Raw genomic sequence first — 21,343 nt, forward strand, 5'->3', positions numbered from 1 at the left:
TCTCTCCTTCCTCTTGAATACCTGTACCCTATTTTAAATTAAAAGACTGTAGGCTTTATGAAGAGAAAGTCAGCTCATAGCAGCGTCTGCTTCCCCTTTGGAGCGTCAGTATCCAAGTGCAAACGACTCGGGGGCCTTTCTCCCCTATGCAGCTTGATCTCAGGTTGCCCTTTACAGACCTAAAACTTTCCTCGCCTCGTCTAGCAGGACGGAGCCTTTAGGAGCACTCCTTGCCTGTTTCTCCCTTGCTTTGCCTAGAGACCTAACCGCAGTTGGCAGGAGGTGGCTATGCTGCTCAAGCATTCCTCCTATGATGTTTCCGCATAGTGAGGAGCAAAAAGTAACGCAAGCTACAAAAGTTCCAGGTCAATGTCTCTAGGCTGGGGCGTTGGAACTTGTGAGAACCGCGGCAAGGACAGCTAGATAAGCAGGCCTTAGGCCCAACACCCCTAGCTTCTTTCCCTACGGCCGCCTTGCCCACACCAAGCCAAGTAACAACAGAGGGGGAACATGGATAACGTACGCAGCCTTTGTCCCTACCTGTGGGGTTGGTTGTGGCCTAGAAATTCTGGCCGACGGCACAAAAATTCGCGGCGATCGAGCTCATCCGTCCAGCCAGGGCATGGTTTGCGTTAAGGGTGCGACTCTCCTGGAAACCCTCGATTGCAATCGGGCTACGGTGCCTCTCTATCGCCCTAGCCTCAGCGAGGATTTCCAGCCGGTGAGCTGGGATCAAGCGCTGGATTTAATTGTCGAGCGCATTCGCCAGACCTCTCCCGAAAGGATTGCCATCTACCGCTCAGGGCAGTTGCTAACCGAAGATTACTACATTGCCCAAAAGCTACTTAAGGGGTGTCTAGGAAGCAATAACTTCGACAGCAATTCCCGCCTCTGCATGTCTTCTGCCGTAGAGGGCTACAGCCAGAGTCTCGGCTCGGACGGCCCCCCCTGTAGCTACACGGATCTCGATAGCTGCGAGCTGGCTTTTTTGATCGGCACCAATACCGCTGAATGCCACCCAATTCTGTTCAATCGCTTGCGCAAGCGCCACAAAAGCGACCCAAGCCTAAAGATTGTTGTGGTGGATCCCCGTCGTACGCAGACGGCTGAGGAGGCCGATTTGTATCTGAGGATTACTCCAGGTAGCGATATTGACTTGCTCAATGGCATTGCTCACCTACTCATTCAGTGGGGCGCCATCAACCATGACTTCATTGCCCAGCACACCGAAGGCTTTGAAGCCTATGCTGCCCTGGTTGCCGACTACACCCCTGAGCAAGTAGCCAGCCGCTGTGGCCTAGAAGTTGAGGAGGTACTTGCTGTTGCGCGACTGTGGCAGCAGTCGCAGAAAACGCTTTCCATGTGGTCGATGGGGCTTAACCAGTCCAGCGAAGGCACGGCCAAGGTGACCAGCCTCATCAATCTCCATTTGCTCACCGGCCAGATAGGGTTTGCAGGGGCAGGGCCCTTTTCGCTAACAGGTCAGCCCAATGCTATGGGCGGTCGAGAAGCGGGCGGCTTGGCACATCTATTGCCCCGCTACCGCAAGGTTACGAATCCAGAGGATCGGGCAGCAGTGGAGCAGCACTGGCAGCTTGGCCCAATTAACCCTGAACCTGGCCTTGATGCGCTGGGAATGATCCGTGCCCTCGAAGCCGATGCCCTCGATATTTTCTGGATTGCCGCCACCAATCCCCTGGTGAGCCTGCCTGATCTACGTCGGGTAGAAGCAGCTCTGGCGCGGTCGCCCTTTACGATTGTCCAAGACGCCTACTTCCCCACCGAAAGCACTGCCTATGCCCATCTGGTACTCCCTGCTGCCCAGTGGGGCGAAAAGACAGGCACCATGACCAATTCGGAGCGCCGCGTTACCCTCTGTCCAGCTTGGCGTAACCCTCCTGGTGAAGCGCGGGCTGATTGGGAAATTTGGGCGGAAGTAGGCCGCCGCCTGGGCTTTGCCAAGGCATTTGACTTTGCCGATAGCGCTGAGGTCTTTGCCGAATATGTGGGTCTAACTGCCGGGCGTCTCTGCGATCAGTCTGGCCTCAGCCATGAGCTCCTGCGCCAGGGGCCTCAGCAATGGCCATATCCGCGCACAGGTTCAGTGGAGACCCGCAACCTCTATACCGATCGCGCCAGCGGGACGGAGTCCTTTCACCGTTTCCCAACGCCCACAGGTCGTGCCCGCTTTATCCCCAGCCATTCCCGCGGCCTTGCCGAGCCGCCCGACCCTGAATATCCCTACATCCTCACCACAGGACGTCTCTATGGCCATTGGCACACCCAAACCCGCACTGGACATGTCGCCAAAATCCGAGCAATGCACCCCCAACCCTTTCTCGAAATCCATCCCCGCGATGCCAGCAAGGTAGGGCTAACTGAGGGTGACTGGGTGAGGATTGAATCACGGCGCGGCAAGGCTACCCTGCCGGTTAAAATTACCTGCGCCATCAGCCCTGGCACAGTGTTCATGCCCATGCACTGGGGGGCATTGTGGGGCAATGATACAAGCTGTAACGCTCTCACCCACCCGGTTGCCTGCCCCAGATCAAAGCAACCTGAACTCAAAGCCTGTGCCGTCAAGCTTAGTCGCATCGAGCGGCCACCAAAATGATCTTTAAGTTTGAGCAAGACTTTGCCGACAGCCTTCGCTGCATTCCCATGATCGTGCGCTTAAAGCTCGATCAGTGCGGCATCAAGCTCAAGTTACATCAGTGGCTGCGTTTTAGTTACCAGCAGCGCCAAAGTTTGGTTGACCTGCCAACGGATACCGCTGACAACCGAGCTGCCTACCGCGCCTACCTAATTCACCTTATCGAAAGTGTCTGCCAAGAGCAGGCCGCTGAGGTAACTGTTGATCCAAACCCTGCCTGGGAAGACGCTACCACCATCCCTGACTGCGTTCTTGAGCAGGCGGCAGCCAAGGGGGTCGTGCTGACTCTTGAGCTATGGCAAAAGCTGACCCCGTTGCAGCGCTTTGCCCTCATTAAGCTCAGTCGCCCTGGCCACGAAAACCGCAATTTCCTACCCGCCTTTCAGGAATTTTCCGCACCCCACACCTATGGTCACTGTCCAGGAAGCTGAAGCCATTATTAAAGACCACTGGCTGCCAGCCAAAACCGAGTCGATCCCGATTGCAAGCTGTGTGGGCCGGGTTTTGGCAGAGCCGATCTACGCCGATCGGGACTACCCGCCAATTAACCGGGTCCTGATGGACGGTATCGCCATCAACTATGCCGCTTATGCTGCTGGGCAGCGAAGCTTTGCTGTTGCAGGCATAGCCCCTGCGGGGACAAGCCCTGCCACCCTGCCCGATCCGCAGCAGTGCTTGGAAGTGATGACTGGCTGTGCCCTGCCGCTGGGTAGTGATCTCGTCATTCCCTACGAGCAAATTCGTATCGAGGGAGGAATTGCCACCATCATCCAGGAAGTCGAACGCAACAGGGGTGATTTTGTTCATCCCCAAGGTAGCGATTGTTCTGCAGGAGCGCTGGTTCTCCGCCCCGGCATTACCCTCAAGAGCATCCACGTCGGGATCTTGGCCTCCTTTGGCTACAGCCGCATCCAAGTTGAGAGGACTCCTCGCATCAAAGTTGTGGCAACTGGCAGCGAATTGATTCCCATTGAGCAAACCCCTGCACCCTACCAACTGCGGCGCTCCAACGCTGAGGCCCTCCGAGCGGCTCTTCTTGCCTACGGGTATACCGAGGTTGAGACCGATCACCTTCCGGACGATCCTGCTGCCATTGCCACCCACTACCAAGCCAATACCCCAAACTACGACCTCTTGATTTACTCTGGGGGTGTTTCAAGGGGAAAGTGTGACTACTTGCCGGCCATCTGGCAAAGCTGTGGTGTTACTGCCTACATCCACGGCGTGGCGCAAAAGCCAGGCAAGCCAATGTGGTTTGGCATCGACCATCAGGCCAATACTATAGTTTGGGGCCTCCCAGGCAACCCCATCTCAGCTCTTGTATGTTTGCATCGTTATCTCCTCAACCGTAACACTGACTCTGGGCACCTAAGTGAAGTCATTACCTTCAAACCCAATCTCACTCTTTTTGTGCCCGTTAAGATGAGCGCCAACCGAGTCTTTACACCGATTATGCCTAACAACTCCGGAGACTTCATCGCTCTAACAGACAGCGATGGCTTTGTAGAGTTACCCCCGGCTCAAACTATCCTCAGCCCCGAGCAAAGCATCCAATTCTATCCGTGGTACTAAGATGCAGCTAGTGGATCAATGGAATCGTCGCATTCGCAAGCTAAGGGTTTCTCTAACCGATCAATGCAACCTTCGCTGCCGCTACTGCATGCCTTTGCATCCAGAATTTCTGGACAAAAGTAGCTACTTAACTCCGCAGCAATACAAAGAAATTATTGGCGAGTTGCTGGACTATGGCATTGAAGAAGTTCGCATTACAGGTGGTGAGCCTCTGGTTCGGCAAGACTTTGATGAAGTCATTCAGGAACTTGCCAAGCTGAAGATCCCGTCCCTCAGCCTAACAACCAATGGCCTGCTGCTCCACCGCTACTGGGACGTTCTCAAGGCTGCCAACGTTCTCAACCTTAATGTTAGCCTCGATAGCCTACAGCCCTCCACCCAAGCTGCAATTGCCCGTCGCGACTGCCTGGCGGATATTCTCCGTAATATCCAGGAGGGTATTGCCCGGGGATTTAGCCTCAAAGTCAATACGGTTGTAATGCGGGGGATCAACGATTGCGAGCTATTTGATTTCGTTGAGTTTGCCCGCAAGACAGGCGTGACAGTTCGCTTTCTGGAGCTGATGCGGGTCGGCTATGCCAACTCTCTCTATGAAGAACACTACGTTTCAGCACAAGAGTGCATTGCCCGTCTGCAAGAACGCTATACTCTAACCCCCCTTCCAGCGGCACCTGATTCGACAGCGTTTTACTTTACAATCGACGAGAATGTTAAAGTTGGATTTATTGCCTCTGAGTCTCAGCCCTTCTGCAGCAGCTGTTCCCGGTGGCGCTTGACAGCTGATGGTCGTCTCTTTGCCTGCCTATTTAGTGAGGAGGGTCTCTCGGTTCGAGACAAAACACCAGGCCAACGTCAGCAAATTTACCAGCAGCTTTTGGGGATGAAACCACTGCGCCGGGTTGAGCAGGTCTCACACCCAATGTACGGCTTAGGGGGCTAGCTCTATGGACAAAGCTGATCGTACATGGGCCCATCTTAATGCTCAAGGCCATCCGCATATGGTAGATATTAGCCACAAATCGGTGTCTTTGCGAACGGCCACAGCACGGGCAAGAGTTCAACTGCCACCTGCTCTCAGATCCTATGTTGTTGGCCAAGATATCCACCTGAAAAAAGGACCGGTATTTCAGACAGCAACCATTGCCGGTACAATGGCTGTTAAAAGAACTGACCAACTGATCCCCTTTTGTCATCAGATCCCTGTTGAAGACTGCACCTTTGATATCACAATTGATGATCACTTGCTTGTAACCATCCACTGCACTGTCAAGACCAGCGCTAAGACAGGGGTTGAAATGGAAGCTCTCTGTGGTGCGGCAACAGCAGCGCTGACAATCTATGACATGTGCAAGTCGGTGTCGCCCCATATCTGCATCCAGGAGACCCGCCTAGTAACTAAGTCCGGCGGCAAAAACGCCCTCCTGGAACGTCCCCTCTATGGCTTGGTGCTCACAGGGGGACGTAGCAAGCGCATGGGTCGCGATAAAGCGCTGCTGAACCCTTTTGGCAAACCCCACGCCGCCTATCTCTATGAACTGCTGCAGCCCTACTGCCAGCAGGTTTACTTGTCAGCGCGTGCCGGTCAGTGGTCGGGCACAGCTCTAGAGCTCTTGCCCACACTACCAGATCTAGTAGAAAGCGTTGGCCCGATCAGTGGCCTATTGACTGCCTTGAATACTCATCCTGAAGCTAACTGGTTGGTTGTTGCCTGTGATCTACTGAACCTTCGGTCAGAAACAATCCAAAAGCTGCTGGATCACTACCAAGCCGAAACAATCGCAACTTGCTATGTTAACCCCGAGCGCGGCTTCCCGGAAGCTCTTTGCGCCATCTATACTCCTCAAGCTGCAGCGGTACTAGAAAGGGCTTACGCGGAAGGGGTGTACTGCCCTGTGGAAATCCTCAGCAGGCAGCCCTGCACCCTAGTTACCCCCAACCATGAGGTCGAGCTCATGAACGTCAATACCGCCGAGGAGTATGCCACTTTCCAATCCGTTTGGGGTAGTTGCAGCCATGGTAACTCAATCTGTCCTAAGTAAGACCGTAACAATTCAATATGTAGCAGTGCTGCGGGAACAGGCTCAGCGGAGCAGCGAAGTGCTGCAAACCAGTGCAGCAAACTACCTAGAGCTCTATCAGCAGCTGCAAGCAAAGTATGGATTTTCGCTAGCAGCGGAGGACGTTAAGGTTGCTGTCAATCATGAGTTCTGTGGCTTGACTAGGCCGATAGATGAAGGTGCCTTGGTAGTTTTCATTCCACCAGTTTGTGGGGGCTAAATGCTGCGTTTTCTAATTGTGGATAGCACCATCCAGCCAGCTGAACTCAGTCGTTTGCTCGTCAATAACACAGCGGGTGCCTTAGTAACCTTCGAGGGCTGGGTACGCAACCACAGCCAGGGCAAACCTGTTCTCAGCTTGGAGTACGAAGTCTACGAGATCCTTGCCCAGAAGGAGGGCGAGAAGATCCTCCGAGAAGCCCACGCCAAGTTTGGCCTCTGCGGTGCTGTTGCCTGTCACCGCCAGGGTCATCTTGCAATTGGTGATATTGCGGTTTGGGTTGGTGCTACAGCTGAACATCGCGGCGCCGCTTTTGCTGGAGCACGTTACATCATTGATGCAATCAAGGAGCGCTTGCCCATTTGGAAAAAAGAGTACTACTGGGGTGAGCCGCCGCGTTGGGTTTTGTGTCAGAAAGCAAAGCCTTTGTTCCAGCAATTCCATAAGAACGCTATTGCTCGGCAGCCTTGCGGCGATACCCCCTAGCCTCTCTGCTAGTATCAGTGAGGTACCTGACCTGGGGCTGTAGCTCAGCCTGGATAGAGCAAGCGCCTCCTAAGCGCTAGGTCGGCGGTTCAAATCCGCCCAGTCCCGCTAAAACCAGTGATAGGATAAAGTCTACTGTCGGTTCTGACGGGGATCAGCCGTCAGAGGCAACGGGGAAAGTGCAGTGAGAATCTGCCGCTGTCCCGCAGCTGTGAGCCGGTTTTGGACTTGGGATCCCTGGTTCGTTGTTGCAAGAGGCCTTGAGACCAAGCCAGCCCCTCCAAAACTGAGCAAGTCAGAATGCCCGCCGGCGGTTTTTCCACAGTTCACCATATCTGCGAGGTACAGATATGCTCCCCATTTTGACGTTAGCCCGTTCCCGTCTCGAAGTTTTTTCATCGGCCTGCTTACGGATTTTCGACGCTCTCGGATCGTAGGCACTCAGTCAAAAGCGCGGACAAGAGAGCTGAGCAGTTAGCTCAGGGGCAGCTAGGAGGACGGTTGCTCGCTTTGGTTGCACAAAAGAGTCCTCTGGGCATCCCCCTGTGCAGAGTGGGCAAGCCGCCAGGGTGAAGGAACGCCTTGACAGCTCCGGCAGGTTTCCTGGCCTAGGGAAAACCTTCTGCCGGGATGCCACCGATAGGCATGTCGGCGGCCATCTCTTGCTGCCTAGGTTGGATGACAACTGGCGGCAACCTCAATTACCGAATTCGATTCAGGACAAGGTACCTTATGGCCATTGAAACTCAAACCCTAGGCTATGCCCGCATGGGCAAGCGCCGCGAGCTGAAGAAAGCCCTGGAGGCCTTTTGGGGCGGCACCCTGGAGGCGGAAGCCTTGTTGGCGACGCTGCAGGATCTGGAGAGTCAGGCCTGGCGAACCCAGCGACAGGCCAACCTCGACCACATTGCCGTAGGAGATCAAACCCTCTACGACCACGTTTTGGACTGGGCCACCTGGCTGGGGCTGATTCCCTCCCGGTTTCAGAGCTTATCAGGCCTGGAGCGCTACTTTGCCATGGCGCGGGGGCAGGAGGGGCTGCCGGCCTTGGAAATGACCAAGTGGTTTGACACCAACTACCACTACCTGGTGCCGGAAATTGAGGCCGACGCGATCCCTCAGGCCCATTTCGACGACTTCCTGGCCACGGTGCGACGGGCGCAAGGGATCCTAGGAAACCGCACCAGCCCCGTCCTTCTCAGTCCGGTTACCCTTCTTGCTCTAAGCCAGCGCTCTGGCGAGTTGCGGGGGGATCTGGAGAAGCTGCTTCCTCTCTACAGAGAACTCTTGCAGGAGCTGCAGCGCCTGGGGATCCGGGAAGTGCAAGTCCATGAGCCCATCTTGGTGACCAGCGAAGGCAAAAGTCTTCAGGAAGCGGTGGAGCAGACCTACCGCTGGCTTGCAAGCGTGGGGATCCCTCTCCACCTGGTTACCTACTTTGACGACTTGGGGGAGACTTACCCCTGGGCGGTGGAGCTTCCGGTAGCTGGCCTCAGCCTCGACTTCACCCGCGGCCACAACCTGGAACTGGTCAGAGCCCACGGCTTCCCCGCCGACAAGATCCTGGGGGCGGGGGTAGTGGACGGGCGCAACGTCTGGCAGATCCAGCCCAAAGCCGTTCTGGCCACTCTGCAAGAGCTGCAAGCCCTAGCCCCCAACCTGCGGGTGCAGCCTTCTTGCTCGCTCCAATTTGTGCCCCACGACGCTGCTCTGGAAACCCACCTGCCAGAGCCTTTGCGCAATGTTCTCAGCTTTGCCGAGCAGAAGCTGGCCGAGGTGGTTCTGCTGGCCCGCACCCTCAACGGCGAAGACACCGCCGCCCAGCAGCAGGAGCTGGAGCAGCAGTGGCAGGCCTTCCAGGACTTCAATCCCCCCAACTCTACAGTGCGCCAGGCCTTGGCCAACCTGACGGCGCAGGACTTCCAGCGCTCCCTTCCCTACGAGCAGCGTATAGGCCGGCAGGTCAAGCTGCCACCGCTGCCGACCACCACCATCGGCTCTTTTCCCCAAACCCCCGAAGTCCGGCAGTGGCGGGTCAAGTACAAAAAGGGCGAGATCTCCCAGGCCGAATACGAAGCTGCCATCGACGCCGAAATTGCCAAGTGCATCCGCATCCAAGAAGAAATTGGCCTGGATGTGCTGGTGCATGGTGAGTTCGAGCGCACCGACATGGTGGAATACTTCGCCCAACAACTGCAGGGCTTTGCCTTTACCGAGCACGGCTGGGTGCAGAGCTATGGCAGCCGCTGCGTGCGTCCCCCCATTCTCTACGGCGACGTGTCTCGCCCTCGCCCCATGACGGTGCGGGAGTTCAAGGTGGCCCAATCTCTGACTCAAAAGCCGGTCAAGGGGATGCTGACAGGGCCGGTAACCATGCTCAACTGGTCCTTCCCCCGCGTTGACGTTTCCCGTCGCGAGCAGGCCCTGCAAATTGCCCTGGCCCTGCGGGCAGAGGTGGCCGACTTGGAAGCTGCCGGAGCCGCGATGGTGCAGGTGGACGAGCCAGCGCTGCGAGAGGGGCTGCCCTTGAAAAAAGAGCGCTGGCCAGAATACTTAAGTTGGGCGGTGGAGGCCTTCCGCCTGACTACCGCTGGCGCCAAGCCCGAAACCCAGATCCACACCCACATGTGCTACTCGGAGTTCGGGGACATCATCGAGCACATCGAGCGTCTGGATGCCGACGTCCTCTCCATCGAAAACAGCCGCAGCAGCAACAAAACCTTGCTGCAGATTGCCCAAGCCGGCTATCGCCACCAGGTAGGCAACGGCGTTTACGACGTTCACAGCCCGGCGGTGCCCGACACCGAGCAGATTCTCCGGCAACTGCGCCTGGGAGTGGCCCACTTGCCGCTAGAGCAAACCTGGGTCAACCCCGACTGCGGCCTAAAAACCCGCCGCTGGGAGGAAGTGATCCCTGCCCTGAAAAACATGGTGGCAGCCACTCAGCGTCTAAGGGAGGAGCTCCAGGCCACCTAGCCCCCGGCAAGGTTGCTCAGGCCAGCGTCTCCTCCGCGGGCAACCGTGCGGCTACGACACTCCTAGGCCGCCTTGCGGCTGGCAAATAGGGCAAGATGAGAGTGGGGCTTTGCTCCGCTGGATCAACGGAGGCCAGAAGGGATCCCCGCTGTGTCTGTTGCCACCGCAGCAACAATCATCAATTGCCATCTCTAGCCATCTCAAGGTAGTTCTAATGAATCCAACACTCTGGGTTTTTTGGGGCCTAGTCCTGCTCCTAGCTATAGGATTGGGAGCCTACCTGTTGACCGCCCGCAAGTACCGCTCTCCTGAATCGGTAGCCCGCGCCTACGACGAATGGACGCGAGACGGGATCCTGGAGTTCTACTGGGGCGAGCATATTCACCTGGGCCACTACGGATCCCCGCCGCGGCGGAAGAACTTCATCCAGGCCAAGCACGACTTTGTCCACGAGATGGTGCGCTGGGGCGGGCTGGATCGGCTGCCGCCGGGGACGACGGTGTTGGATGTGGGCTGCGGCATTGGCGGTAGTTGTCGCATCTTGGCCCGCGACTATGGCTTTGTGGTGACCGGCATCACCATCAGCCCGCAGCAGGTGCAGCGGGCCCAGGAGCTCACCCCCCCCGATCTGCCCGTCCGGTTTCAGGTGGCCGACGCCCTCAACCTGCCCTTCCCCGACGCCAGCTTTGATGTGGTCTGGTCCATCGAGGCGGGGCCCCACATGCCGGACAAGGCTCGCTACGCCAGCGAGATGCTGCGGGTGCTCAAGCCAGGCGGCATCTTGGTGGTGGCGGACTGGAACCAGCGCGACGACCGTCAAAAGCCCCTCAACTTCTGGGAGCGGCTGGTGATGCGGCAGTTGTTGGATCAGTGGTCGCACCCCGCCTTTTCCAGCATCGAGGGGTTTGCCGAACAGTTGCAAGCCACGGGCCTGGTGGAAGGACAGGTGCAAACTGCCGACTGGACGCAAGAAACTCTTCCTTCTTGGCTGGATTCCATCTGGCAGGGGGTTGTCCGTCCCGAAGGGTTGCTGAAGTTTGGCTTGGTGGGCCTGATCAAGTCGCTGCGGGAGGTGCCCACTTTCTTGCTCATGCGCCTGGCCTTCGGCACTGGCCTCTGCCGCTTTGGCATGTTCCGAGCGGTGCGGGCCGCCACGCCGGCAAACTCCGCCCGCCCAGAAGTAGTTGCCCACAGCACTCAGCACTAGAAATGACAACCCTTGCTCCCACTCCGACTACCTTGGCAGCCGTTTACGACGTGATCATCGTCGGCGGCGGCATTGCGGGCTTGACCCTAGCTTGTGCCCTGCAGGGATCCGGCCTGCGCTTGGCCCTCATTGAGGCCCAGTCGGCTGAGGCAGTCAGGCAGCGCCCCTTGGCCTATGCCCTTTCGCCGTTGTCGATCCGCATCTTTCGGGCCATCGGGGTGTGGGAGGCGCTGGCTCCCCACATCACACCCTTTGCCCAGGTGATTCTGACCGACGCCGACGCTCCCCAGCGGGTGACGTTTAGGCCGGAGGATGTGGGGGAAACGGCAGTTTTCTACTGCGGCGAACATGCTCGGCTGCAGCAGGTGCTCCAGGAGCGGGTGGCTGCCGATCCCCAGATCACCTGCTACTACGAAGCCAGGGTGGAGAGCGTAACCTACGGGGAGGCTGCGGCTGAGGTAGAGCTGGAAACGACCCAAGGCCGCCGCCGGCTGGCCGCCTCCCTGGTGGTAGCCGCCGATGGCCTGCGCTCCCAAGTGCGCCAGCGGGCAGGGATCCCGAGCGACGGCTGGGACTACTGGCAGTCGTGTATCACCGCCCTGGTGGCCCCTGCCCAAGACCACCAAAACGTCGCCTACGAGCGCTTTTGGCCTGCCGGCCCCTTCGCCATCCTGCCCCTGCCCGGCAACCGCTGCCAGGTGGTCTGGATCCTGCCCCACGAGCAGGCCAAGGCCACGCTGGCCCTTTCCCAGGCCGACTTCTTGGCCGAGATGCAGCGCTACTACGGCGACCAGGGCGGCTACCTTACCTTGCTGAACCCGCCCCAAGTCTTCCCGGCCCGCCTGCGCCAGAGCCGCCGCTACTATCAGCACCGCCTGGCTTTGGTGGGGGACGCCGCTCACCACTGTCATCCCGTAGCTGGCCAAGGGCTGAACCTCGGCATCCGCGATGCCGCTGCCTTGGCCCAAGTGTTGCTGGACGCCTGGAGACGACAGGAGGATTTGGGAGAGGTCCAAGTCCTGCGGCGCTACGGTCGCCGTCGCCGCTGGGAAAACTGGGTGGTGTTGCTCTTTACGGATCTCCTCACCCGCACTTTCTCCAACTCTTACTGGCCCCTGGTGGTCTTGCGGCGCTTGGTTTTGATAGGGATGATACGCTTTCCGCCGCTGCGGCGCTTTTTGCTGCGCCTGATGACCGGGCTGTGGGGCAGCCCTCCCTACAGCCCCAGTTCCTCCTTGGCCTTCTGAGCTGCCCAAAGCACCTCCGCATCGGCGGCCTCTGACCAATCGGGATCGGCGATCTCGGCGTAGAACCTCTGGTCGTAGGAGCGGGTTTGCACCACCACCGGCATGGGCACGGCATGGCCGAGAACCAGGGCCTGCTGTTTGGAATCCAGCTTGGCCAGCACCGTTTTCAAGTTCTGGCTGCCGGCTACACCCGTGAACACAGCCTCGATATCTTGGTCATCGTTGAGAAGGGCCGTGATGCGGGTGCCCAACTGCGACATCACCTCGCGGTCGAGACTGGAAGGGCGCTGATCCACCACCAGCAGCGTCACAAAGTACTTGCGCATCTCGCGGGCGATGGTGCCGAAAATGGTCTGCTTGGCCGCCCGCGGATCCAGAAAGCGGTGCGCTTCCTCGATGGTGATGCACAGTTGCCGGGGCCGGTCGAGGGGATTTTTGGACTGCAAGTACCGCTCCGTCTGCTGCACATAGGCCTGGTGAATGCGGCGGGTGATGACGTTGGCCGCCAACATGTAGGAGAGCAGGTTGGACTGGGATCCGAACTCGATGACCACGTGAATGCCGCGGCTGAGGGCCTCCAGGATCTCGCCGATGTAGTTGTGGGGCAGGCTGTTGCGGATGTACTTGAGGTCGTCGAGACGGGTGAGCTTGCGCTGCAGGGCCAGGATCGAGGCCTTGTTGCCCATTTTTTGCTCGCAAAACTCCTGAATCTCGGCGTTGGAAAGGCTCAAAAGACGGCTGATCCAGTCGCGGCCAAACTCGTTGCGCAGGATAATGGCGTTTTCCAGACTGGCCTCGGAGAGGTTGAGCTCCTCTGCCAACAGCGCCAGATCCTCCACGTCGATCTGGTTGTAGGCAATAAACAGCTCGCGGGCATCCCGCACCCCTCGCCGCCGCGTGGAATCGGGATCCAAGGTATAGATTTGCACCTGGCCGGGGAAGAGCTGCCGCAGCCCCTTGACGGTGGTGGCCTGCCTATCCTCGCTGGCCGCCTCCCAGCCATACTCAGAGTGCATATCAAAAACCAGGTTTACCGCCGCCCGTTTGCGGATGATGCCCGCCAGGATCAGGCGGGCCAAAAAGGATTTGCCGGTACCGGACTTGCCGAAGATGCCGTTGCTGCGCTCCACCCAGCGATCCAGATCCAGACAAATGGGCACCGCCATGTCCAAGGGTTGGCCGATGGCGAAGTTGCGCCGAGTGGGGTCGTCTTCCCAGCCGAAGACGGTGCGAAAGTCCAGCTCCCGCGCCTCGTACACCTGGGAAAAGTGGGCCGGCACCGTTTTCACCGGCAACAGCTCCATCGCCTCGGCAGCAGGAGGGGCTGAGCCGCAGTCGTCTGGCCGCTTGGGATCGATGAGGGGATACAGCCTCTCTGCTTCCGTCTGCCGCGGCACCAGCATCAGCATGGGCGTGAGGGCGATAACCCCGTAGGTGCCGGTACCCGCCAGCACCTCCTGCAGCAGGGTCTCTTCCGGGCGGGGGGGATTGACCAAGATCTGCGGGTTGCTGGTTGCTAAGGTAACGTCGGTGAGCAGGCCGAAGAAGCGGTAGCGCTCCCCCTGGATCACCACAAACTTGCCCACCCGCAGGTCTTCTACCGAGACACCGGGGTTGAGGCGAGCTTCCAAGCCCCGACTCAGGGATCCCTGGATGACGGTGGCTAGCGGTTGGGGAGCGGTCATGGCGGTGAGACTAGTTGCCCGCCTGAGCGCGGGCGCTGCTGCGGGGGGCCCCATCTTGGACGATCCAAGTGCGGACGATCTCCACCTCCTCCGGCGTCCAAAAGCCCAGACGAGAGAGGGGCAGCCCGCGGGCCTGGAGGTAGGCGATCTCCGGGGATCCGCCGCGGGCCTGAGGGCGGTTGGGGTTGTTGGCGTTGAGGATGGTGGCGTGGCGGCGCGTCCAGCGGGGATCGATCAACTCGCTGTTGGGATCCCCTGGCTTGACGTAGGCCAGAACCGCCTCGTAGCTGTCCAGCAACTGGGTGCTCTGTCGCCCTGCCGGCTGGTGGCAGCCGACACAACTGGCCTCCAGCAACGGCTTGATGTCCCGCTCGTAGGTAAACTGCGGCTCGGTGCGAAAGCGCAGTTGGATGGTCTGCTCCAGCGGCAGCCCCTCCTGCGGCGCGATCGTGAGGGTGTAGTCGGTGCTAAAGCGCAAGGGATCCCGAGGTTTAAGCAACAACTCGTCTCCCTGCACGTCGAAAATGACCGCTGCCGGCGGCTCCAACTGAACCGCCAGCCGTTGTAGATTGGGATCCAGCGGCCGATCGAATTGCAGCCGTAGAACCCCGTCCACAAAAACATCCTGCTGCTCGGGGGCTGGCTGAGAGGAGACCCACTGCAGCGGCGCATTCGATTGCGACTCAACCTGCAGATGAGGCTGAACGGCCCAGAACACCACTGCCAACACCACCAGCCCCACCCAAATTCGCCAGCGTCGCCACCGACGGGCCAGGTTCTGTGCAGTTGGAGTGTACATTGCCGCCGCCCTCATGAACTTTAACTTTTGTCAGAATAACGAAGCCCTCTGCGCTTCAGCCATCAATTGATACCTATTGATACAGATGATACAGACAGATAGGGATCCTCACCGAATACGAGGATCCCTTGTCCGCCTAAAAACAGGGTGACGATGGAGGGAAAGAAGCATCTCGCTCTTCCCTAACCATCGAGGGCTTTACCCAAGCTGAAACGCTGTTATCAGCAGAGAGAACCTCGACAAGGCAGGCGACAGGAAATCAGTCGATGCGCTCTAGCTTGATGTTGTGGTGGCCCAACTTGATCTCGAACTGATCCCCCGGCTTGAGGCCCATCTTCTTGGTGTAGGCAGCTCCGATGAGGAGGTTGCCATTCTTGTGAACCGAAACCCGGTAAGTCGGAGCCCGACCGCGGGAACCGTTCTCATCACTAGCATCGAGATCCACACCGACTGCCTTCAGCAAGGCATTGTTGAACTGCATCAGATTCACTCGCTCCTGACCATTCTTGGTATAGGTGACGTAGCCACAGGCGCGAGCTTTTTCCTTGCGATCCGCATTTCCCATCGAAGTTACCTTGTCGAGGAGCTCTTGGCCAGTGAGTGGTTTTGGTTTACCGGTCGTAGTCATATCAAGATGGCTCAAGGACAACAGTTAGTGTAGCCAAAAACAAATAGCGATTGCAATAAGTTGCCTTCAACTCTTTCTTATTAGAGGAGACAAGTTCGGCAAGCGGAATGGGATCTGAAGAGGCGAGTGCGCAAAACAGCAGTAGCGAATTCCCCCTGCGGGACAGAACCTGTAGAGTCGAGGTCGGACTTGCGAAAGAGGGGTTCTCCCCAGGCAAGCCCTAGGCTCGCAAGTGCTGTTCTCGGCGGGATCGGCGGCCTGAGCCCTAGCACTTTGGGCGAGGGATTCCTGTTGTGTTGCTGGCAAAGGCAGGGAAACTGGAAACAGGGCTGTTTGAGTATTCGCTGATATGGATCCCTTTTGGTCGGGGCGGCGTCTGCTGGTTGGGGTGAGCGGGGGAATTGCTGCCTACAAAACTGCGGTTTTGGTGTCTGCTCTGGCCCAGCAGGGGGCAGAGGTGAGGGTGGTTTTGACGCAAGCTGCACAACAGTTTATCTCCCCGCTGACGTTTGCCACTGTGTCCCGTCAGCCGGCTTTTACAGATGCCGAGTTCTGGCAAGCTGCGCGGGGACGGCCGCTGCACATCGAGCTGGGGGAATGGGCCGAGGCTCTCCTGATTGCGCCGCTTTCGGCCAACACCTTGGGCAAGCTGGCCCAGGGGCTGGCGGACAATTTGCTCACCAACGTGGTTTTGGCCTCCCACTGTCCGGTGGCCTTGGCGCCGGCCATGAATACCCACATGTGGAAGGCTGAAGCAGTGGCCGAGAATTGGCAGCGGCTGCAACGGGATCCCCGCTTCTGGGCCTTGCCCACGGCCAGGGGCCGCCTGGCCTGCGATGCGGTGGGGGAAGGGCGCCTGCTGGAGCCAGAGGCGCTGCAGGAGTATGTGCGGGCTCTGCTCTGGACAGGGGGGCAAAAAGACTGGCAAGGGAAGCGGGTGTTGGTGACGGCAGGAGGCACCCGCGAGCCCATCGACGCGGTGCGCTTTATCGGCAACCCGGCCAGTGGGCGGATGGGGGTGGCGCTGGCGGTGGCCGCCGCCTGTCGGGGGGCCGAAGTCACGCTGGTGCATGGGCCGCTGGGGATCCCCTTTGATCCAGCACCCTTCGCCATTCGGGCCATCCCGGTGGAGACAGCAGCCCAACTGGAGCAGGTTTTGCGGGCGGAGTTTCCCCAGGTGGACGTGCTCTGGATGGCAGCGGCAGTGGGGGATGTGCGGCCCACGCAGACCTATGCGGGCAAGCTGGCCAAGGCCGAGCTGCCCCTGCTGCTGCCCTTGGAGCCTGTCCCCGATTTGGTGGCAGCCCTAGCCCGTCACCGACGTCCCGGCCAGCTTCTTATCGGCTTTGCTGCCCAGAGCGGGGATCCTCTCCCCCCGGCCAAGGAGAAGCTGCAGCAGAAAGGGCTGGACGCCATTGTGGCCAACCCCATCGACCAGCCGGAGAGCGGCTTTGGCAGCAGCCACAACCAAGGCTACTGGATCCCGCGGCAGGGCAACCCGGAACTGCTCCCGTTGGCCACCAAATCGACCCTGGCTCACCGGCTGCTGGATCTGGCCCTGCGCCCAGGCTGACTTGGATAGCCGGCCAAAATCAGGTACCTTTGAGGCTAAGCGCAGAGGGATCCGATGGCGATCATTGTCTTGAGAGCCTGGTATTTGGATTCGGTGTTGTCTGCCTCCCAAGTGCAACAGCGAGCCCCTGACTTGCGCCTAAGCCGTACCGGCCTCCTGAAAACGGCGATGCGAGCCGATTTCCTCGACGATGTGGAGCAGGTGAAGGCCTCTGTCTGGTGGCAGCGCTACTTGGAAGGGGAGCTGGTGGAGTTTTACATCGAGGGCAGCGGCGCCTACAGCATCTCCAACCTCGATTTAATCAGCCGCGAGATCTACTTCAATAAGCGGGCTGCCCTAAGCATCACGGAGCCGGCCATCTACTTCTGTGGCCAATCAGATTACCCCGACTCCAGCGCCACGCTGCACCAGGCGTTGCAGACGGTGGTGGAGGCCATTAACCGCCATCATCAGCCGGTTCTTCCGCTACAACTGCAGGGATCCCCAGAGACACCCCTCATCGACGCAGCGCTGATTCGCAAGCTCAAGCAGGCGTTGCTGGTGGTGGCCGATGTCACCCCTGTGCAGGTCAATGGCCGGGGGCGGCCTCTGCCCAGCCCACAGGTCTGTCTGGAGCTGGGCTATGCCCTGCAATCGAAGCGCCCCGAGCAACTGCTGCTGGTGCAACTGCCCCGCCACGGCATCGAGGGATCCTTTCCCTTTGAGGTGGAAGGCAGCAGCTTTTTGAAAATCGGCGATCCGCAGCACCTGGTGGATCAACTGGGAGCCGAGCTCCTCCGCCTGCTGCAGCGCCATCGAGTCATCTCCCTCTAATCGCAGTACCTACTCAAGCCTCCCTGGCAGCAGCTAGACTGCTTTGGAAGGCCGCTGCTGCCGCCGCCACACTTCTGAAACTATCTATCAGCCTCTATTCCCCGGAACTATGACTCTGGCCGATGCAAATTCTCTGGTTTCCTCAGTTCGCCCTGCAGCAGGCTGGCAGAGAGCGCTGAACGGCTTGATGTTCCTGCTGCTGCTGGGGGTTCCCCTCTCGTGGACAGGCCACTTGCAGGGCTGGGATCCCAATCTGGTCTTCCTTTGTGCGGCCTTGGCGGTGGTGGCCTTGGCGAAGTTTATGGGTCAAGCCACCGAGGAGATCGCTGCCTTGACCGGGCCGACGATCGGGGGACTGATCAACGCCACCTTTGGCAACGCCACCGAGCTAATCATTGGCCTGGTGGCGCTGCAGGCGGGACTGGTGGAGGTGGTGAAAGCCTCCATCACCGGCTCGATCATCAGCAACCTGCTGCTGGTGGCCGGGCTGGCCATGTTTTTGGGCGGCATTAAGTTTCGCGAGCAGAGCTTTCGGCCCGAAGTGGCGCGTATGAACGCCTCGGTAATGAACCTGGCGGTGGTGGCCCTGATCTTGCCCAGCGTGGTCACCTATGCCGACGCCAACTTGGGCGCGCTCTCCATCCAAGAGCTCTCTACAGCGGTGGCTTTGGTGCTGATCGGGGTTTATGGCCTTACCTTGCTGTTTTCCCTCAAAACCCACAGCTACCTTTACACCATTCACGAGGCAGAGGCGGCAGAACATGAAGCCGCTGCCCGTCTCGCCCCCAATCCGGTTTTGCAGGCAGAGGGATCCATTCCCCAAGTGTTGACGGCCCCGCCCGAGCGGGCCGGTTTGGGGTTTTGGCTGTTGGCCCTCTTGGGGTTGACGGTGTTGGTGGCGCTGGAGTCGGAACTGTTGGTGAGCACCCTGGAGCATACTCTGGAGCACTTGCACATTACCTCGCTGTTCATGGGGGTGATTTTGCTGCCGATCATCGGCAATGCGGCCGAACATGCGACGGCAATCACGGTGGCCATGAAAGACAAGATGGATCTCTCCTTCTCAGTATCTCTGGGCTCGACGATGCAAATTGCCCTGTTCGTGGCGCCTCTGTTGGTGCTGGCCGGGAACGTGCTGGGCCAGCCGATGAACTTTAACTTCGGCACAGTGGAGCTGGTGGCCATTGCCGTCTCGGTGTTGCTGGTCAACTCCGTCAGCAGCGACGGTCGCTCCAACTGGCTGGAGGGGCTGTTGCTCTTGGCCACCTATGCCATTCTCGGCATTGCTTTTTTCTTTTTGGAGTGAGGTTGTTCAAGTACTCCACACCGCGGACGCAAACGATTCATGTTGCGCCAGCTGCGACCGGTAGATAAGTCGGGGAAAATGGGATCCCTGCTGTGGCCGCTCCTTTTCGGCGCGTCCCTCGCCCTATCTCCGGCCATCGAGCCTGCCTGGGGGCAGGAAACTTCTCAAAACCACGGCACCGCCTCCAACGTGCCTTTGCTCAGCCGCTTGGATGCTCTGGAAGAGCTGCGGCAAGCGCTCAGCCTGCCCACCGCTTCCATCCAAACGGAGGCCGTGACACTGGATGGGCGGCGGCTGTTCTTGGTCGCCGCGCCACAGGGGGATCCCGGCAGCCTGCCGCCGGTGTCGCAGCGGGCCCGCTCCATTCCCAACAGCGCCATTCGGGTGGTGGAGAACCTCTCCAACGGCTGGTCGCGGGTGGATCTGGGGATCGTGATCGCCTACGAAAACGACCTGGAACAGGCCATCCGCATTACCGAGCAGGTGGCTCTACAGATGTATCGGGAGCCGGCCTGGCGGGACAAGATCCGCGAGCCCCCCGAGATGCACGGCGTCGATGACCTGGGGGAGCGGGGGATTACATTGCGCATCTGGATCAAGGTGCAACCGCTGCAGCAGTGGCGGGTGACGCGGGAATACCGCCGTCGCCTCAAGCATGCCTTCGACCAAGCCGGGATCCAGATCCCGTTTCCGCAACAAGCCCTCTGGTTGTGCAGCCCACTGGAGATGCGCATCCAGGGCCTCAGCCCGGAAGAAACCCACCGCCTTTTGCACCCAATGGAGTCACGGCTGAGCAACCCCGATCCCATTTCTGAGGAGCGAGCCGGCCAACTTCCTCCCTAGCTGGCCATCGCAGCTCCAAGGGGGCCAGGCGGCTACTCGTCGCCGATGATTTCCGGCTCGGTCAGCTCATCGGACATTTCGATGATGGCGCGGCGAATGGGCTTCATCCAGCCCTCTTCCACATCGTTGGGGTCATCGTAGCAGCGACGCTTGGCCCGATTGGCCACCTGCACTGTGATGCGATAGCGGTTTTTGGAAGCGTTAATTAACGCCTCTACCCGACGCATCAGCTCGTCGTTGTCGATGCCCAAGTGAGGGTTACGCAAGGTCATGGTCGGCGTCTTGTTACCAGGTAGCCTTTTATCTTAGCAAACCTCTCGCAGCTCATAAGGGCGTCAGCCCGGCCCAGGGCGAGGGATCCCCGATCAAAACCAACGCCCCGCCGACTTGCGCACTGCAATCAAGCTGCTGCTGGTGCCCAGAAAAACCCCCATCCCCAGCAACAGCAGCGGCAGAAACCAAAACTCCGCCTGGCCGGGATCGGCCTGCATCACCTTGAGGAAGGGCAGCGCAATCAACTGCTCCAGCGCCTCCTGCAGTAACTGTTGGGATCCCAGAACCAAGCCCCAAGCCCCCAGCGCACTGACTACCCCGAACAGGCAGCCCTGCAAAATAAAGGGCAAGTAAATCCAGGTCGCCGTCGCACCCACCAGTTGCATCACCTCAATCTCCCGCCGCCGCGCCATGACAACCAGGCGAATGGTGGTAGTGATCACCGCCACTGCCGTCAGGGCCAACACCCCGGTGATGCTCAGGGATCCCAGACGTAGCACCTCCTGGATTTGGGCCAGTTGCTCCACAATGCGGTCGCCGTAGTACACCTCGTCTACCCCCTCCAGTTGGCGGATCTGCTCGGCCACTTGACCTAGGATCTCGGCAGAATCGGCCTTGACTCGCAGGGCATCCACCAAAGGGTTATCCCCCAACTGGGTCTCCAGGGCCGCCTCATCCTGGATCCCCATCTCCAGCAAAAGGTCGCGCCAAGCTTGCTCTTTGGTGATCACCCTCACCTCCGCCACATGAGGCAGTTGGGCCACTTGGGGCTGCAAATCCACCCCCCGGCGTTCCGGCTCCAGATAGACGGAGATCTCCAGTTGCCCCCCCAGCGACTGGACCGTTGCATCCACCCCCCGAGACAGCTCCACGCCGATCCCGACCAAAAACAGCAACACCAACAGGGTGCTGATAGCAGCCCAGTTCAGCCAGCCCCCCCGCCGCAACCCCAAAAGGGTCTCCTGCAGGAGATAGCGGATCTTATAGAGAAATGGCATGCTGCCT

18 protein-coding genes, 1 tRNA gene, 1 pseudogene and 1 riboswitch are annotated in these 21,343 nt (G+C 59.1%); of the genes and pseudogenes, 15 read left to right on the forward strand and 5 right to left on the reverse strand.

The window, feature by feature from the left end; genetic code table 11:
• The first annotated feature begins 510 nt into the window (after nucleotides 1–510).
• The 11 genes and pseudogenes from GG26_RS10545 (at nucleotide 511) to GG26_RS10595 (ending at nucleotide 12,418) form a co-directional block, all read left to right on the forward strand.
• A pseudogene (locus GG26_RS10545) lies at nucleotides 511–2,614 on the forward strand (molybdopterin oxidoreductase family protein).
• A complete protein-coding gene (locus GG26_RS10550) occupies nucleotides 2,611–3,084 on the forward strand; it encodes a nitrate reductase associated protein (protein ID WP_011429093.1) in 474 nt (157 codons plus the stop codon). The pseudogene GG26_RS10545 and the gene GG26_RS10550 overlap by 4 nt, the downstream one beginning before the upstream one ends.
• On the forward strand, nucleotides 3,062–4,225 hold the full coding sequence (locus GG26_RS10555; protein WP_099812594.1) for a molybdopterin molybdotransferase MoeA: 1,164 nt from the start codon (nucleotides 3,062–3,064) through the stop codon (nucleotides 4,223–4,225). The genes GG26_RS10550 and GG26_RS10555 overlap by 23 nt, the downstream gene beginning before the upstream one ends.
• Nucleotide 4,226: 1 nt before the next feature.
• Nucleotides 4,227–5,165, forward strand: a complete 939-nt coding sequence (gene moaA / locus GG26_RS10560) for a GTP 3',8-cyclase MoaA (protein WP_011429091.1) — start codon at nucleotides 4,227–4,229, stop codon at nucleotides 5,163–5,165.
• A gap of 4 nt (nucleotides 5,166–5,169) precedes the next feature.
• Nucleotides 5,170–6,264 carry a cyclic pyranopterin monophosphate synthase MoaC gene (gene moaC, locus GG26_RS10565; RefSeq protein ID WP_011429090.1) on the forward strand — a complete coding sequence of 365 codons (1,095 nt, stop codon included), beginning with the start codon at nucleotides 5,170–5,172 and terminating at the stop codon, nucleotides 6,262–6,264.
• Entirely contained in the window at nucleotides 6,239–6,502 is a 264-nt protein-coding gene (locus tag GG26_RS10570) for a MoaD/ThiS family protein (RefSeq protein WP_414390469.1), read from the forward strand. The genes moaC and GG26_RS10570 overlap by 26 nt, the downstream gene beginning before the upstream one ends.
• On the forward strand, nucleotides 6,503–6,988 hold the full coding sequence (locus tag GG26_RS10575) for a molybdopterin synthase catalytic subunit (RefSeq protein WP_011429088.1): 486 nt from the start codon (nucleotides 6,503–6,505) through the stop codon (nucleotides 6,986–6,988). It begins immediately after the preceding gene.
• A 33-nt stretch (nucleotides 6,989–7,021) separates the two neighbouring features.
• A tRNA-Arg gene (locus GG26_RS10580) sits at nucleotides 7,022–7,096 on the forward strand.
• A 14-nt stretch (nucleotides 7,097–7,110) separates the two neighbouring features.
• Nucleotides 7,111–7,315: riboswitch (cobalamin riboswitch) on the forward strand.
• 405 nt (nucleotides 7,316–7,720) lie between these two features.
• Nucleotides 7,721–9,964: a 5-methyltetrahydropteroyltriglutamate--homocysteine S-methyltransferase gene (gene metE / locus GG26_RS10585; RefSeq protein ID WP_099812596.1), complete on the forward strand. Its 2,244-nt coding sequence runs from the start codon at nucleotides 7,721–7,723 to the stop codon at nucleotides 9,962–9,964.
• 214 nt (nucleotides 9,965–10,178) lie between these two features.
• Complete coding sequence (locus GG26_RS10590; protein ID WP_011429086.1) at nucleotides 10,179–11,171, forward strand: methyltransferase domain-containing protein; 993 nt, start codon at nucleotides 10,179–10,181, stop codon at nucleotides 11,169–11,171.
• A gap of 2 nt (nucleotides 11,172–11,173) precedes the next feature.
• Entirely contained in the window at nucleotides 11,174–12,418 is a 1,245-nt protein-coding gene (locus GG26_RS10595; RefSeq protein WP_099812597.1) for an FAD-dependent hydroxylase, read from the forward strand.
• Here GG26_RS10595 and GG26_RS10600 read toward each other — a convergent pair.
• From GG26_RS10600 to GG26_RS10610, 3 genes are all read right to left on the reverse strand, one after another.
• Nucleotides 12,388–14,103 carry a helicase HerA domain-containing protein gene (locus tag GG26_RS10600; RefSeq protein WP_414390473.1) on the reverse strand — a complete coding sequence of 572 codons (1,716 nt, stop codon included), beginning with the start codon at nucleotides 14,101–14,103 and terminating at the stop codon, nucleotides 12,388–12,390. The genes GG26_RS10595 and GG26_RS10600 overlap by 31 nt on opposite strands.
• Nucleotides 14,104–14,113: 10 nt before the next feature.
• On the reverse strand, nucleotides 14,114–14,902 hold the full coding sequence (locus GG26_RS10605; protein ID WP_414390476.1) for an Ig-like domain-containing protein: 789 nt from the start codon (nucleotides 14,900–14,902) through the stop codon (nucleotides 14,114–14,116).
• A 259-nt stretch (nucleotides 14,903–15,161) separates the two neighbouring features.
• Complete coding sequence (locus GG26_RS10610) at nucleotides 15,162–15,530, reverse strand: AbrB family transcriptional regulator (protein ID WP_011429082.1); 369 nt, start codon at nucleotides 15,528–15,530, stop codon at nucleotides 15,162–15,164.
• 349 nt (nucleotides 15,531–15,879) lie between these two features.
• Here GG26_RS10610 and coaBC point away from each other — a divergent pair, with 349 nt between their 5' ends.
• The 4 genes from coaBC (at nucleotide 15,880) to GG26_RS10630 (ending at nucleotide 20,065) form a co-directional block, all read left to right on the forward strand.
• The gene (gene coaBC / locus GG26_RS10615; protein ID WP_414390479.1) at nucleotides 15,880–17,103 is read left to right on the forward strand and encodes a bifunctional phosphopantothenoylcysteine decarboxylase/phosphopantothenate--cysteine ligase CoaBC; all 1,224 of its coding nucleotides are present in this window, start codon (nucleotides 15,880–15,882) and stop codon (nucleotides 17,101–17,103) included.
• Between the two features lie 54 nt (nucleotides 17,104–17,157).
• Complete coding sequence (locus tag GG26_RS10620; RefSeq protein ID WP_011429080.1) at nucleotides 17,158–17,916, forward strand: hypothetical protein; 759 nt, start codon at nucleotides 17,158–17,160, stop codon at nucleotides 17,914–17,916.
• A gap of 187 nt (nucleotides 17,917–18,103) precedes the next feature.
• On the forward strand, nucleotides 18,104–19,222 hold the full coding sequence (gene cax, locus GG26_RS10625; RefSeq protein WP_011429079.1) for a calcium/proton exchanger: 1,119 nt from the start codon (nucleotides 18,104–18,106) through the stop codon (nucleotides 19,220–19,222).
• A gap of 39 nt (nucleotides 19,223–19,261) precedes the next feature.
• Complete coding sequence (locus tag GG26_RS10630; protein WP_414390482.1) at nucleotides 19,262–20,065, forward strand: mechanosensitive ion channel family protein; 804 nt, start codon at nucleotides 19,262–19,264, stop codon at nucleotides 20,063–20,065.
• Nucleotides 20,066–20,097: 32 nt separating this feature from the next.
• Here the strand turns inward: GG26_RS10630 and GG26_RS10635 are convergent, their stop codons facing one another.
• Together GG26_RS10635 and GG26_RS10640 are read right to left on the reverse strand one after the other, a co-directional pair.
• Nucleotides 20,098–20,337, reverse strand: coding sequence for a DNA-directed RNA polymerase subunit omega (locus tag GG26_RS10635; RefSeq protein WP_414390485.1), 240 nt, complete (start codon nucleotides 20,335–20,337; stop codon nucleotides 20,098–20,100).
• Nucleotides 20,338–20,430: 93 nt separating this feature from the next.
• On the reverse strand, nucleotides 20,431–21,336 hold the full coding sequence (locus tag GG26_RS10640; RefSeq protein ID WP_414390488.1) for a cell division protein FtsX: 906 nt from the start codon (nucleotides 21,334–21,336) through the stop codon (nucleotides 20,431–20,433).
• Between the last annotated feature and the right edge of the window lie 7 nt (nucleotides 21,337–21,343).

It is taken from the genome of Synechococcus sp. 'PEA 65AY6A-5F PE A' (genome assembly GCF_047462575.1).
GTDB lineage: Bacteria > Cyanobacteriota > Cyanobacteriia > Thermostichales > Thermostichaceae > Thermostichus.

Excerpts from the sequence above, each read along its gene's own strand:
- GG26_RS10550 (WP_011429093.1), top strand. The coding sequence starts at position 2,611 with ATGATCTTTAAGTTTGAGCAAGACTTTGCCGACAGCCTTCGCTGCATT.
- GG26_RS10555 (WP_099812594.1), top strand. The coding sequence starts at position 3,062 with ATGGTCACTGTCCAGGAAGCTGAAGCCATTATTAAAGACCACTGGCTG.
- moaA (WP_011429091.1), top strand. The coding sequence starts at position 4,227 with ATGCAGCTAGTGGATCAATGGAATCGTCGCATTCGCAAGCTAAGGGTT.
- moaC (WP_011429090.1), top strand. The coding sequence starts at position 5,170 with ATGGACAAAGCTGATCGTACATGGGCCCATCTTAATGCTCAAGGCCAT.
- GG26_RS10570 (WP_414390469.1), top strand. The coding sequence starts at position 6,239 with ATGGTAACTCAATCTGTCCTAAGTAAGACCGTAACAATTCAATATGTA.
- GG26_RS10575 (WP_011429088.1), top strand. The coding sequence starts at position 6,503 with ATGCTGCGTTTTCTAATTGTGGATAGCACCATCCAGCCAGCTGAACTC.
- metE (WP_099812596.1), top strand. The coding sequence starts at position 7,721 with ATGGCCATTGAAACTCAAACCCTAGGCTATGCCCGCATGGGCAAGCGC.
- GG26_RS10590 (WP_011429086.1), top strand. The coding sequence starts at position 10,179 with ATGAATCCAACACTCTGGGTTTTTTGGGGCCTAGTCCTGCTCCTAGCT.
- GG26_RS10595 (WP_099812597.1), top strand. The coding sequence starts at position 11,174 with ATGACAACCCTTGCTCCCACTCCGACTACCTTGGCAGCCGTTTACGAC.
- GG26_RS10600 (WP_414390473.1), bottom strand. The coding sequence starts at position 14,103 with ATGACCGCTCCCCAACCGCTAGCCACCGTCATCCAGGGATCCCTGAGT.
- GG26_RS10605 (WP_414390476.1), bottom strand. The coding sequence starts at position 14,902 with ATGTACACTCCAACTGCACAGAACCTGGCCCGTCGGTGGCGACGCTGG.
- GG26_RS10610 (WP_011429082.1), bottom strand. The coding sequence starts at position 15,530 with ATGACTACGACCGGTAAACCAAAACCACTCACTGGCCAAGAGCTCCTC.
- coaBC (WP_414390479.1), top strand. The coding sequence starts at position 15,880 with ATGGATCCCTTTTGGTCGGGGCGGCGTCTGCTGGTTGGGGTGAGCGGG.
- GG26_RS10620 (WP_011429080.1), top strand. The coding sequence starts at position 17,158 with ATGGCGATCATTGTCTTGAGAGCCTGGTATTTGGATTCGGTGTTGTCT.
- cax (WP_011429079.1), top strand. The coding sequence starts at position 18,104 with ATGTTCCTGCTGCTGCTGGGGGTTCCCCTCTCGTGGACAGGCCACTTG.
- GG26_RS10630 (WP_414390482.1), top strand. The coding sequence starts at position 19,262 with ATGTTGCGCCAGCTGCGACCGGTAGATAAGTCGGGGAAAATGGGATCC.
- GG26_RS10635 (WP_414390485.1), bottom strand. The coding sequence starts at position 20,337 with ATGACCTTGCGTAACCCTCACTTGGGCATCGACAACGACGAGCTGATG.
- GG26_RS10640 (WP_414390488.1), bottom strand. The coding sequence starts at position 21,336 with ATGCCATTTCTCTATAAGATCCGCTATCTCCTGCAGGAGACCCTTTTG.